At 48.1% G+C, this 12,465-nt stretch carries 14 protein-coding genes and 1 pseudogene; 10 read left to right on the top strand and 5 right to left on the bottom strand.

From position 1 onward, the window contains the following. Positions 1 to 193: 193 nt before the first annotated feature. The 4 genes from DW096_RS09385 to DW096_RS09370 all read left to right on the top strand — a co-directional run bounded on the left by DW096_RS09385 (position 194) and on the right by DW096_RS09370 (position 2,767). Positions 194 to 616 (top strand): dihydrofolate reductase family protein, encoded by a 423-nt coding sequence (locus DW096_RS09385; RefSeq protein ID WP_004293871.1) that lies wholly within the window; start codon positions 194 to 196, stop codon positions 614 to 616. A 238-nt stretch (positions 617 to 854) separates the two neighbouring features. Continuing rightward, on the top strand, positions 855 to 1,460 hold the full coding sequence (locus DW096_RS09380; protein WP_004293872.1) for an RteC domain-containing protein: 606 nt from the start codon (positions 855 to 857) through the stop codon (positions 1,458 to 1,460). Between the two features lie 103 nt (positions 1,461 to 1,563). Continuing rightward, complete coding sequence (locus DW096_RS09375; protein ID WP_004293873.1) at positions 1,564 to 2,043, top strand: Panacea domain-containing protein; 480 nt, start codon at positions 1,564 to 1,566, stop codon at positions 2,041 to 2,043. Further along, positions 2,012 to 2,767: a hypothetical protein gene (locus tag DW096_RS09370; RefSeq protein WP_004293874.1), complete on the top strand. Its 756-nt coding sequence runs from the start codon at positions 2,012 to 2,014 to the stop codon at positions 2,765 to 2,767. The genes DW096_RS09375 and DW096_RS09370 overlap by 32 nt, the downstream gene beginning before the upstream one ends. A gap of 52 nt (positions 2,768 to 2,819) precedes the next feature. Here DW096_RS09370 and DW096_RS09365 read toward each other — a convergent pair whose 3' ends face one another. The 5 genes and pseudogenes from DW096_RS09365 to mobA form a co-directional block, all read right to left on the bottom strand. Next, positions 2,820 to 4,025 (bottom strand): TraM recognition domain-containing protein, encoded by a 1,206-nt coding sequence (locus DW096_RS09365; protein WP_081589820.1) that lies wholly within the window; start codon positions 4,023 to 4,025, stop codon positions 2,820 to 2,822. A gap of 4 nt (positions 4,026 to 4,029) precedes the next feature. Continuing rightward, entirely contained in the window at positions 4,030 to 5,682 is a 1,653-nt protein-coding gene (gene ltrA, locus DW096_RS09360; RefSeq protein ID WP_005647985.1) for a group II intron reverse transcriptase/maturase, read from the bottom strand. A 640-nt stretch (positions 5,683 to 6,322) separates the two neighbouring features. Next, positions 6,323 to 7,246, bottom strand: a pseudogene (locus DW096_RS09350) (YWFCY domain-containing protein); the annotation flags it as partial. Positions 7,247 to 7,276: 30 nt separating this feature from the next. Next, positions 7,277 to 8,524 (bottom strand): conjugal transfer protein MobB, encoded by a 1,248-nt coding sequence (mobB, locus tag DW096_RS09345; protein ID WP_038557346.1) that lies wholly within the window; start codon positions 8,522 to 8,524, stop codon positions 7,277 to 7,279. Then, positions 8,503 to 8,931, bottom strand: coding sequence for a conjugal transfer protein MobA (mobA, locus tag DW096_RS09340; protein WP_004291488.1), 429 nt, complete (start codon positions 8,929 to 8,931; stop codon positions 8,503 to 8,505). The genes mobB and mobA overlap by 22 nt, the downstream gene beginning before the upstream one ends. A gap of 420 nt (positions 8,932 to 9,351) precedes the next feature. Here mobA and DW096_RS09330 point away from each other — a divergent pair, with 420 nt between their 5' ends. The 6 genes from DW096_RS09330 (at position 9,352) to DW096_RS09305 (ending at position 12,463) form a co-directional block, all read left to right on the top strand. Next, positions 9,352 to 9,603, top strand: coding sequence for a hypothetical protein (locus DW096_RS09330; protein ID WP_009037593.1), 252 nt, complete (start codon positions 9,352 to 9,354; stop codon positions 9,601 to 9,603). A 36-nt stretch (positions 9,604 to 9,639) separates the two neighbouring features. Further along, on the top strand, positions 9,640 to 10,401 hold the full coding sequence (locus tag DW096_RS09325; RefSeq protein WP_004348452.1) for a ParA family protein: 762 nt from the start codon (positions 9,640 to 9,642) through the stop codon (positions 10,399 to 10,401). 2 nt (positions 10,402 to 10,403) lie between these two features. Continuing rightward, complete coding sequence (locus tag DW096_RS09320; protein WP_004291503.1) at positions 10,404 to 10,844, top strand: DUF3408 domain-containing protein; 441 nt, start codon at positions 10,404 to 10,406, stop codon at positions 10,842 to 10,844. 2 nt (positions 10,845 to 10,846) lie between these two features. After that, positions 10,847 to 11,200, top strand: coding sequence for a DUF3408 domain-containing protein (locus tag DW096_RS09315; RefSeq protein ID WP_004348451.1), 354 nt, complete (start codon positions 10,847 to 10,849; stop codon positions 11,198 to 11,200). A gap of 15 nt (positions 11,201 to 11,215) precedes the next feature. Continuing rightward, positions 11,216 to 11,944 (top strand): hypothetical protein, encoded by a 729-nt coding sequence (locus DW096_RS09310; protein WP_007487622.1) that lies wholly within the window; start codon positions 11,216 to 11,218, stop codon positions 11,942 to 11,944. Between the two features lie 201 nt (positions 11,945 to 12,145). Then, positions 12,146 to 12,463: a DUF4134 domain-containing protein gene (locus DW096_RS09305; protein WP_002560983.1), complete on the top strand. Its 318-nt coding sequence runs from the start codon at positions 12,146 to 12,148 to the stop codon at positions 12,461 to 12,463. The last annotated feature ends 2 nt before the right edge of the window (positions 12,464 to 12,465 follow it).

Below are 12,465 nucleotides of genomic sequence, written 5' to 3'. Positions count from 1 at the left end.
ATAAGACCGCAAGGCGTTTCAAGCGAAAATCTGGTAAATTGGAACTACGGAGACGATTGCGTGATGCTTATGCTATGCTTACGCATAGCGTGCATTCACGTACTCTCCGTAAAGGCTTTACCAGAGCCATCGCTTGAAGGTAGTGTGAATTGCACGCTACTTTTTTACCCTTGCCTAACGAAAGGAAACGATTATGGGTAAAGTTCAGATTCTCGCCGTACTGACGATGGACGGATGTCTTTCTTCAGAGTTATATGATAAAGCACATCAGGATTTGTGCCTTGACCGTTGCGGTCTTGATGAAATCAGGAAGAAAGCCCTTTACCGTGTGACACCGGACTATTCCATTTCAATGCTGCACGAATGGAGAAAAGACGGCACAAACATCCGTTACCTCGCGGAAGCCACACTGGATACGGCAGATTATATAAACGGACTACTGCGTATGCACGCTGTGGATGAAATCATACTATACACCGTTCCTTTCATATCCGGAAGCGGACGACATTTTTTTAAGTCGGCTCTGCCAGAGCAACACTGGACGCTTTCCTCCTTGAAAAGCTATTCCAACGGTGTATGTCGCATTATCTATATCCTTGATAAAAAAGCAAGATAGCCAAAATGTGCGGCAAGCATACATTTCTATTTTCAGGAATAGAATAAATGTTCTGATTACAAACAATTTAAGTCGGAGATAATTTGTCCTTGTGAAAAAATATTGAATTTTATACCTCTGAAATCCAGTACTTTGTAAAATTGAGTGTTGGATTTTTTATTTTCTGCCGCGTTTTTTGCCAATTATATTCATGTGCGCACGCAGAAAACAAAGTGTAATTTTCAAAATTGACAGAACCATGAATTATTTCTTGCTGGCGGAAACCGACTTTTTCCGCCTGATAAACGAAGCCGGTGACTGCAATATGGAAACGGCATACACGGCTTTTGCCACCCAAGTGATCGAACTGTGTAACGGTAGCATGGACGCGAACCTTACCGTCATCGCGCTTGCCTACATCGAAATCGAGTTGCAGCACCATCCCGTGCGCAACCTGTCAGAAGAAAAGAGAGAGATTGCCGCCTATGTCAGCAAGGCCCTGTCTTTCGTGAGGAAGATGCAGAAATTCCTTGCCACGCCCCAAGTGCCGCCACTGATATCCGCCAACAACACAACAGAAACCGCCACCAGCCTCCTGCAATGGACGGGCAATGCCATCGACCTCGTGGAACTTATCTACGGCATCGACGAGATGGGCTGCATCAACAACGGCAACATGCCGCTCAAACAGCTTGCCCCGCTCCTTTACAAGATATTCGGGGTTGAGTCGAAGGACTGCTACCGTTTCTACACCGATATCAAACGCCGGAAGAACGAAAGCCGCACCTACTTCCTTGACAGAATGCAGGAGAAATTGAACGAGAGGATGCTGCGCGATGATGAGTTGGATCGTATGAGGAGATAAAAAACAAATTCATTAGAATAAATCACATCAATTCAATTCATTATTTTGTTATATTAGAAAAAGATATTAACTTTGCATTGAAATTGATATAGTCATAATTCAGATGAACTCAATACACGATATAACAGACTACATTATCTTACGAGTAAAATCGGAAGATAGATTTGCGTCTTTAATAAATTTAAAGTTGCAGAAGTTATTGTATTATGTTCAAGCATGGTCTTATGGTATCAATAAAAAACCTATGTTTGACGGCGAGTTTGAAGCATGGATTCATGGTCCGGTAAATCGAGAAATCTACAATCGATTTAATTCTACAAAATATCTCTATTCAGAAATCAATATTGATGATTGCATGAATCACAATGTGAGTTTATCATCAGAAGACGCTGAATTCATTGACTTTATATTGGAGAATTATCTTAAATATAGCGGTGCTGAATTAGAACGATTGTCCCACAATGAGATGCCTTGGATTGAAACACGTGGAGATTTAAATGTAAATGAGCGTTGTGACAAGGTTATTACTCCAGAACTAATGATTGAGTATTATGGGAAAAAATGGGAAACTATTAAATCTTAATTCAGATTCTCCTAAATACGGAAACAAATCATTAGTTACCAAAGAACAAGAAAATGAGTTAAAGAGAAGGAAGATAACTTTTTCCTTCTCTTACTTTAAGCAGATACCTAATTTTCAGATTGGAGAGTGTTCTAAGGGATGGCATATTGGGCTTCTTGAAAGATTAGGTGCTTTGGGTACTATGACACCGCAAGAAGTATTAGAAGAAAATAGAGGTAGTATTGCATTAAGATGTCATCCAATAGATTGGAGTGCTAAAAACATTCCTATTCAACGAAAAGATTTAGATTGGCTACCAAAAGAAATATTGGACAATGAGACAGATTTTCCAATAATGCAATTTTCGATAACAAAAAGTACGGGGCGTATTGTAGGTTATTTTGATCGGGATTCTTCTATATTTCACATAGTATTATTAGATCCTGAACATAATATACAACCGGCAAAGAAAACTAATTATCAAATACAACCAACTACAAAAGGGTTATCTCAATATGATGATTTATTAAATAAGTTGGAACGAATTAAAAGTATCGTATCAGATTGTTCTGATAAAAAGTGCAAATTGCATTCACATATTAGTGTTATAGAAGAATTACATGACAATATTGTTTATATAGGACTTGATAATGACTTCTATAGCACTTATCAAGAAATCTTAAAGAAAATTCCATTGCAAAAAATTTTGGAAAACGGAATCTTAGTAAGTATGGATAATGCTTAAGTTCTAAAAAAATGAAGAAAGGTTTATGGTAAGCCTTTCTTCATTTTTTTATTTACTTCTGCTGCAACAGATATTTCAGGTTATCATCGCCCGCGATGCGCTCCAGTTCCTCCTGCACAATCTGCTTCACCTCTTCCTTGATACGCCGGTAGTTCGCCTGCACCGTTTCTTTCATGCGGTCGTTGCCGTCCTCGTCCGTGAAATCGGTAATGACCGGAATTTTCTTGTAGGCACGTTCCTCCCGCTTCACCTTCTCGGCATCCACCACAATCTCGCAGTGAAAAATTTTCTGTTCGATACGTTCGTTGAAGTTGTCGGACACCGAACCGACAAACATTCCCTGCGTCAGACCGGAAATCTTGCTCGGCGGAATGAGCGCATCCATCTGCGTGTTGATGGAGGTGGAAACATCCTGCCGGTTGATGGAGATAGACTGCCGTTTCTGCAACACCTTACCGAACCGTTCCGATAGTGTCTTTGCCGTTTCACCTACCACCTGCCCGGAGAAAATGTTACCGACCGTATTCATCACCACTTTCGCCTCCTTATCACCGTAGTCGCGCACCAGCTGGCTGAAATCCTGAAATCCCAGACACACGGCAACCTTGTTGCTTCGGGCGGTGGCTATAAGGTTGTCCAACCCCTTGAAGTATATCGTGGGCAGCTCGTCGATGATGACCGATGACTTCAGCATTCCCTTCTTGTTGATGAGTTTCACGATACGGGAGTTATACAATCCGAGAGCCGCCCCGTAGATGTTCTGACGGTCGGGATTGTTGCCCACGCATAGGATTTTCGGCTCTTCGGGATTGTTGATGTCCAGCGTAAACTCGCTGTCCGACATCACCCAATAGAGCTGCGGGGAAATCATCCTCGAAAGCGGGATTTTCGCCGACGCTATCTGCCCCATGAGCTGCTCCGCAGCCCCTCCGAGCCAAGCATCCATGAACGGGGAAAGGTAGTTTTCCAGCTCCGGGTAAGAGGTCAGTATCGGGAAAATATCCTCGTAGCGGCGGTTCAAAAACTCGATGGCATGGGGAAACGTGCAATACTTCCCGTTCTGATAGATTTTGAGATACCAGATAATGCTGGCAAACAAAATGATAGGTGACTCCACGAAGAAGTCGCCCTGCTTTTGCACATCGGGTAAGTCAAGGGCATTGCTGCCCCCTTCTCCCCTAAGAACCGTACGTGAGAGTTTCCCCTCATACGGCTCAAGCAACTCAATATTTCTATTTGTTGTTAGAAATCGGCTCATACTTTCAACATTTTCGTTTATTTCGCTTGTAGCAGTTGTTGTGGACAAGTTGCCGTACAATCGAACCACCAACAGATATTTCGTTGACGTTCCATGCTTTTGTACAGTCTATTTCCTTGCCACATAACGGACAAATCCGGTTCTGCTTGTTCCATAAATATAAGAGAGACTTACGTCCTTTGAGAGATTCCAGCATTTGTTGCTCCTTACGCTGAGAGAAATAATCATCGTATTCCGGGTCAAAAGGATTTGCCTCTCCCTTGACTTGCTTGTACGGAGTATAATGTATATCCGACAATCTTTTAAGGGTCAGGTAGTTCACTTTCATACTTTTCGTTTCATATTTCCACGCAAACGTCCATTTGCGTCCCCGAATTTCATGCCAATACCTGTCTGCGACCCAAGACTTGCGTTTCTTAGGGTGACGACGTAAGGCCCATTTCTTCGTGAGATTATAAATGTGGTAGTCGCAACCATGAAAAGCATCGGTCGATGCACCATATCGGTAATAGTTACCCCATCCTGTGATTACAGGATTGAGCATTCGTATCAGCGATTCCTGCTTACACATCTTATGTCCTTTGACTATGTCACTGATTTTTGCCCTAAAGCGTTTCTGTGCGTCTTTGGACGGAGATGTGTATAGCTTTTTGCCGAACTTCCTTACATTGAAACCCAAGAAATCAAATCCGTCATATATGTTCGTAATAGTAGTTTTCTCTTCGGATAAGGTAAGACCTCTTTCTTTGAGAAATTCTATCACTATTGGTTTGACTTCGTTTTCCAATAGTTCCTTATCTCGGCCTGTGATTATAAAGTCGTCAGCATAGCGAATAAGATTTACCTTGTAATGGAATGTCTTGTTGTTACGCCATAGTCTTTTGAATCTTTTAGCCAAGAGCGGCTGAAGCCCGTCAAGTACCATGTTTGCAAGTGTCGGTGATATGATACCTCCTTGTGGCGTACCCTCTTCTGTCGGGAATAGTTTTCCGTTGAACACAGCTCCACATTTCAACCATTTTCTGAGTATTGTCTTATCCATAGGGATATTCTCAATGAGCCAGTCGTGGCTGATGTGGTCGAAACAGCCTTTTATATCTCCCTCCAAAATCCATTCGGGAGAATGTTGGCGGTTTAAAACCGTATCAATCTGACGGATTGCGTCCATTGTCCTGCGCTTCTTTCGGAAGCCGTAGGAGAAACGGTCGCCTGTCGTTTCGGCTATCGGTTCCAATGCCATGAGATATAAAGCCTGCATCGCCCTGTCTTTCATGGTCGGTATTCCCAACGGTCGGAGTTTACCGTTCTTTTTCTTGATGTGAACCCTACGGAGTGGCTGCGGATTGTAGCCACGGCGTTTCAGTTCACTGATTGCTTTGTACTTGCGCTTGGGAGAGTCCCAAAGCTGTTTATCTACTCCAGACGTTTTCTTCCCTTTGTTGGAAGTAACCCTCTTTACAGCCAATGCCTTGGCGTAAAAAGAGTGAGTGAGCATCCATTGCAAGGCTTTCACCTTGTTATGTCTGCCTTCTTTCTGAGCCTTTACAATACGCGCTTGAAGCTTTCGGACATAGGCTTCGCACTTGGACCAGTTCATACCGTCCCAAGTCAGATTCCTGTTGTCAGCAGGCGCACACGATGTCTTAGTTTCGTTCATTTGCTTTCCTCCTTTTGAAAGTTCTAAAAGTTATCTTGTAAAGAGTTACCATATACGGAAGTCTGCCCACTTTCGTGTCGGATGATGTTATCCACAATCAGCCCGTGATGTCGATTCAATCCGTATCCTCCCCATTACAGGGAGGCGTTCGCTTTCTCCGTTATCTCATACCTGCACCCCTTTCGGCTTGCCTTGCGGTTCGCTTACTCGCGTTGTTACGAGAGAGATACAGGCTTGCCCTGTTCCACGTAATTGACAAAAGGATAGTTTAGGTTCTGTCAAGTCCACCGGCAGTGCCATGTCCGTGTAACCCCAACATGGGCAGGGGTTATCCGACTGCTTACCTTTTGGTGAGAGCTAAAGTATCTTCCGCTCCTTCAAACCTCACGATGGCTAAAGACAGTTCACTTATGTTAACCATGCTATCCAGCCTCGCCACTCGGCAGTATGATACTAACCGCCCTTGACGTTCCCTCACGGTTCAGTCTTGTCCTTTCGGAGAGTGTACTTTGTCCTATAAGCTTGGCACAACCCATCACTGGAGATGCACCTTATAGTAGGCTACCGCTGACGGAACAGCGGGTTAAATCATGCAACTAATATCACTGTTTAACAATCAATTACGCGACTTTACAGGTCACACCCAAGTTTTATTGAGGTTAAGCATTATCGTGTAGGCACTCTCGTAAGCGTCCGTAATATCCTCCATGAAATCCGGGTGTATGGGATTGCAACGGTGTGAGCGTCGCGGGTCGTCGAAATTGATCACATAGAATTTCGGCTTCACCTTGTAGCCCTCCGGGTGGTTCAGCAAATGGTTGTAGGCTATGGTGGACAAGTCACTGAATTTGAAGTCATATACATACATCGAGAAGCCCTTTTCAATCTGTTGCTTGATAAAATTGTTTACCACGGCGTATGACTTGCCGCTGCCCGGCGTACCCAACACGATGGACGCACGGAAGGGATTCACCACATTGATCCAGCCATTGTTCCAACGCTTTTTGTAATAGAAGCGTGTGGGCAGATTGACCGAATACTCGCTTTCGATGAGCCTCGTTTCCTGCATGAAACTCTCATTCTCGTTGTTGAAAACATCCTCCATCAGATTGTGTTTCAACAGGCGGCTCATCCACAGCCCGCCCATCAAAAGACAGACATAGCCCGTGCCGATGGTAAGGATATACAAGCCCGTCACCGCTTCAACCGGCAGCGGCAGAGCCAGTATCCACCAGTTGAGGAAAAACAGCACGAATCCGGCGGCGAGTGCCGTCCATATTCTTCCCCAAGTGATTTTCTCGCCCTTGACCCCTTTCGTACCCAGACAGGACAGGGCAAGCAGCAGGACGGCAAACAGTTTCGTGTACAGAATGGAATGGAACAGCCCCGCCGTGCGGTCGAAGTTCAGAAGGATTTTGTCCACCACACCGATGTTCACGCCCCATAGCCGGATGGCTTCGTAGCAGAACCAGTACACGTTCATGACCACTAAAATGATACTCACGGCACGCAGAAAATCCATGATTTTCGCCAATGCCCTCAAATCGTCTTCTTGTTGTGACATACATTGATTTTTTAATTGTTGATACTCCGATTACAAACCCAAGCCCTTGCGCTTTTTCTTCTTTTTGCGCTTCATCGCCCGGATGAAAGCCTCTTCCTCGGCATCTACCGCCGGACCTTCGGGAGTGAGCAAGCCCATTCCGCCCGATACGTCTTCACGGTCGTATGCGGTCTGTCCGTGTGCCTTGTCCGCAGCATCCATAGGGATGGATAACGGTATCGGCGGTTGTCCGGCGTATGGCAGGGTGAAGTGTTCCTGCAAGGCATTCGCCGAAAGCTCCTTGCCCATGCGCGAACCGTTCAGCACACTCCCCGTGCGGTGGTCGATGAAGGTAGCCCCGTAGATGCGCCCTTCCTCCGTGTAGCGCAGTACGGTGTCGATGCCCTTCTCTTTAAGTTGGGAAACAAACCTATCCTTGTCATAAGTGCCTTGCAGCACGGAAAGAACGGTACGTTTCGTCATGTCTGCCAGTTTCCTGTCCTTAATCTCCGATCTGGAACGTACAAACTTCTTCTGCATGGCTTCATAGCCTGCGGACTTCCCGAAGAGCGAGGACTTGAACGGGTTGCCCACCTTGTTGCCCCTGCCGTCCGTGACGGAATAGACCAGCCCGTGATATTCCCGTCCGCGCACGTTACCCCTCGCTTCCTCCACCGTCAGGTTATAGATGGAAAGGAGCGCACGGTATTCGCCCATCGTCTGGAAACGGTACTGCCCGTTCAGAGCTTTCACGGTGTTGCCTACCTGTTTCTTCACATCGCCTGCCGATGCGTCCACCTTGCTTAGCGGCGTGTCAAGACGGCGGTTCCTGCGCTCCACATCGTGCAGCCCGTATTTCTTCTCCAGCTCACGGGTGATTTGTTTGCTACGATAGTAGTTGTTCTTGTCGCTGATACATTTCCCGTTCTCGTCCACCCGAACCGTCACGATGTGCAGGTGGTGGCGGTCGATGTCCTCGTGCTTGAAAACAAGATAAGGCTGGTTGCCGAAACCGAGTTTTTCCAGATACTCGCGGGCTATATCCTGCAATTCCGCATCGGTCAACGCATCCTCCGGATGCGGGTTGAGCGAAATATGCACCACCGGCTTCTCCACCTTCATCTGTGGCGGCATGAAGGTGAGAAAACCCTCCATCGCCTTGTTGATGTCCACCTTTCCCGAACCGTCATTGTAGATGCGGTTGGTCGTAAGCAACCGCCCCTGCGCCTCGTTAATCTTCTCCCCGTTATAGGCAATCGCGCCGTACAACGAGTTTCCTACACTGATTTTTGCGACCATTTCGCCTCCATTTCCCTTGAAAGTTCCACAATCCGGCGGCTCAGTTTCACGAGTTCGACGGTGTGTTGCTCTAATTTGTAGAGCAACGCCATCGCCTTTTTCTCTGAAAAATGCAGCCTCAGTTCCTTCACGACTTGGTTGTAATTCGTACCCACGGCACGGAACTGTGCATGAAAATCCGACAGTTTGGTGTAATAGTCCACCAGCGTCTTGTCCACCTTAAGCACCTTGAACGGCTGTCCGAAGAAGTGCGCCTTGAGGAAAACCGACCGTGCATAGACACCCGATTTTCCGAACATGGCGAGGAAACGGTTGTGTTCCTCCTCATTGAAACGGACGGTGTAACGGTACACCGCCGGATCAAGTTTGGGATTTCTCCCTGATTTGCTTTTCCTTTTCTCTTTCATATTACTTTGGATTTAGCGGATTGACGGCATAAGCCGCCGCTTCGGATTACAGCACCGCAGTTTTGAAAGGCTTCCCGACTTCGGAGGGAAAGCCCGCCCCCTGCAAGGGCAAGGCGTTTTCCGGGATGCTCAAAATATTTTGAGCGGCTGAAAACATACCTTGCTATGTTCAGGTGAACATAAAAATCCGTCAGGGGACGGATGGGAAGATACCTTTCAGGACTCCGGCTGTGCCACCATCGGCGAACCCTGCTGTCCGGGGGCAAAGTTACGTCCTTAAAGCGGTATCGGACAGACGCTTGACCCGGTCAATGACTGCCAACCGGCGCAACGTGCTGCCAATTGCTTGGGAAGTGATACAAGTTCCAAAATATACTTGTTTATTTGCAGCATGATTCAAGGAACCAACGATTTGAAGATATGAGAAACGGAACATTCAAATACCCGGAAAACCGCTTCTTCGGACACTTGCCGAAGCGGATACCCGAACCGTCGGAACCCCGGTTATCCGACAATCCGGTGAAGTACGGATTCAATGACTTCATGACGCAGTGTCGTCATTCATCACTTGTTCGCCGCACCGCTTCACCACAGAACCGGATACGCGATGACCCGCCCGTGTGTCTGTTCACTGAAGCGGATAATGTAGCAACCAAATCCGCATATAAATAGAAAAAGAAATCTTCAACAATTAAAATAAATGGAACTATGAGTAAGGAAATCTTCGTTGCATTCGCAACACAGAAAGGTGGCATCGGCAAATCCACTGTCACGGCACTTGCCGCCAGCTACCTGCACAACGTGAAAGGCTACAATGTCGCCGTCGTGGACTGCGACGACCCGCAGCACAGCATCCACGGGCTGCGCGAACACGAAATGGGGCTTATCGACAGCAGCACCTACTTCAAGGCTCTCGCTTGCGACCATTTCCGCCGGATCAAAAAGAACGCCTACACCATCGTCAAGAGCAATGCGGTGAACGCCCTCGACGATGCCGAGAGGATGATTGCCACTGAGGACATGAAACCCGACGTGGTGTTCTTCGACATGCCCGGCACGCTCCGTAGTAACGGCGTGATAAAGACGCTCTCGCAGATGGACTACATCTTCACTCCGCTGAGTGCCGACCGCTTTGTCGTGGAGAGTACCCTGAAATTCGTCACGATGTTCCGCGACAGGCTGATGACTACCGGACAGGCGAAAACAAAGGGGCTGCATCTGTTCTGGACGATGGTGGACGGCAGGGAGAGGAACGACTTGTACGGCATCTACGAGGAAGTGATAGCCGAAATGGGCTTTCCGGTACTTTCCACCCGCTTGCCCGACAGCAAGAAGTTCCGCCGTGACCTTTCGGAAGAGCGCAAGAGCGTTTTCCGCTCCACCATCTTCCCGATGGACACGGCACTGCTGAAAGGGAGTGGCATCCGGGAGTTTTCCGAAGAGATAAGCGACATCATCAGACCGCAGTGAGCATGGGCAGCAGGAAAGTGAACACGGAAGGCATCGACGAGGAACTGCTGTTAGCCTCCATCGGGCGGCGCACACAGGACGGGACACTGCGCCCCGCACAGGAAGTACCCGCAGCTGCACCGACCGAAGAGGACACCGCCGCACCGGAACCATCTCCTGTGCAACCCGTAACACGGGAAAAAGCGCAGAGGGAAAGTGGACGCCGGAAAAGGCAGGACGAGGACTACAACGAGCTGTTCCTGCGCCGCAACGAGATAAAGACCCGCCAATGTGTCTATATCAGCCGTGACGTCCACGGCAAGATCCTCAGAATCGTGAACGACATCGCCGGAGGGGAAATCTCAGTAGGCGGATATGTGGATACCGTGCTGCGCCAGCATCTGGAACAGCACAAGGAGAGAATCAACGAACTGTACAAGAAACAACGTGAAGATCTGATTTGAAAATGGAAAAAGAAATGACACCGAATGAAAAAAGACCACAGCAAGACTGCGGAGGTATGTTTGCCCAAGTGCAGGCGAGTGTGGAAATACTGTCGCCTGTCCCGGTAACCGACAAATGCTGCGAGAAGGACTATGAACGTCTGTTCATCCGCGACCCGGAAGTAAAGGCACGTGAGGGGAAAATGGCGTATGTGCGCCCGGAGTACCACGAGCGTATCATGCGCATCACCCGTGTAATCGGGCATGACCGGCTTACGCTGTCCGCCTATATCGACCATGTGCTGACGTACCATTTCAACCAGTGCGAGGATGCGATAAAGAGCCTTTATGCCCGAAATTACAATTCAGTATTCTAACCAAAACGGAAGGATATGAATTACACAATTAGCATGACAGACATTCTGCTGGCGGTATCGGTCGGCTGCAACCTCTGGTTCCTGTTCCTGCTCCTTTACGAGCGCATCATGGACACGCGGATTGTCCGCTTCTTCAAGGGCATTGCCGGATTATGGCGGTCACTGGACGGGAATGAGGCTAAACGCATAGCGGCACACGAGGAAGTCCCTGCGGAAAAGGCGGACATCATCGGCGAGAGCCGTTTCAGGATGGCATCCACCCGGACAACCGCTGCCATACCGACGCAAGAAGCCGCCACTTCGGAAAAAGGCATTGAGCTGTCGGAGGAAGAGGCTACTTTTGACGACGGAAAAACGGGAAACGCATCCCGCCCGGCACAAGTCCCGGAGGAAAAACTCGATGAGACCTTCACGAGCATACCGCCGGAGGAACTGGGATACGGGGACGACGAACCGGAAGAGGACGCCTCGGACACGCCACGGGCTTCGGGCAGCAGCTTTGACGAGATTGACGACGCCTGCAAGACCGCCAAAAACCCGGACGCGACACAGGCGGAACGTGAAAAGGCGGCGAAGGTGTTCACCGACATGGAGGGCACGGAGTTGTACGAGAAAATGATGGAAGGCTCTTCGGAGATAGGCATCCGCATCAAGGGGCTTATCGAGATTCGGCTGAAGAAATCTGAAAAGGAGTTCGTCGTGCCGGACAACATCGAGGAGTTCGACATTCGCAACTATGTATGACAACAATAAAAGAAATGAACATGAAAGAATGACATCAACCCACGCGGCGAGGAAACGCAAGGCGCATCCCCATCCGCAACGGACACGCCCACGTCCGTGGAAACAAACGGGCATCCACTAAAACCAAAGTAAAGAAACAAAGTATCAACCGCCCGACAAAGGACCATCCACCCTTTTGACGGCAAAAAACAAGAACAGTTTATGAACAAGAACATCTTGAAAAACAGAAAAGCAATCCTCTCCGCGGCACTTGTCATCGCCGCAACCGCCTCCGCTTTCGCGCAGGGAAACGGCATCGCGGGCATCAACGAAGCCACCTCTATGGTGAGTTCTTATTTCGACCCCGGAACTAAACTGATATACGCCATCGGTGCAGTCGTCGGGCTTATCGGGGGCGTAAAAGTGTACGGCAAGTTTTCATCGGGCGACCCCGACACCAGCAAGACAGCCGCCTCGTGGTTCGGCGCGTGCATCTTCCTGATTGTTGCCGCCACCATCCTGCGCTCATTCTTCCTTTAATA

The organism is Bacteroides sp. AM07-18 (genome assembly GCF_003602695.1).
GTDB lineage: Bacteria > Bacteroidota > Bacteroidia > Bacteroidales > Bacteroidaceae > Bacteroides > Bacteroides uniformis.
The sequence above is the reverse complement of the archived record's forward strand: the minus strand, read 5'-3'. Positions and strand labels throughout refer to the sequence as shown.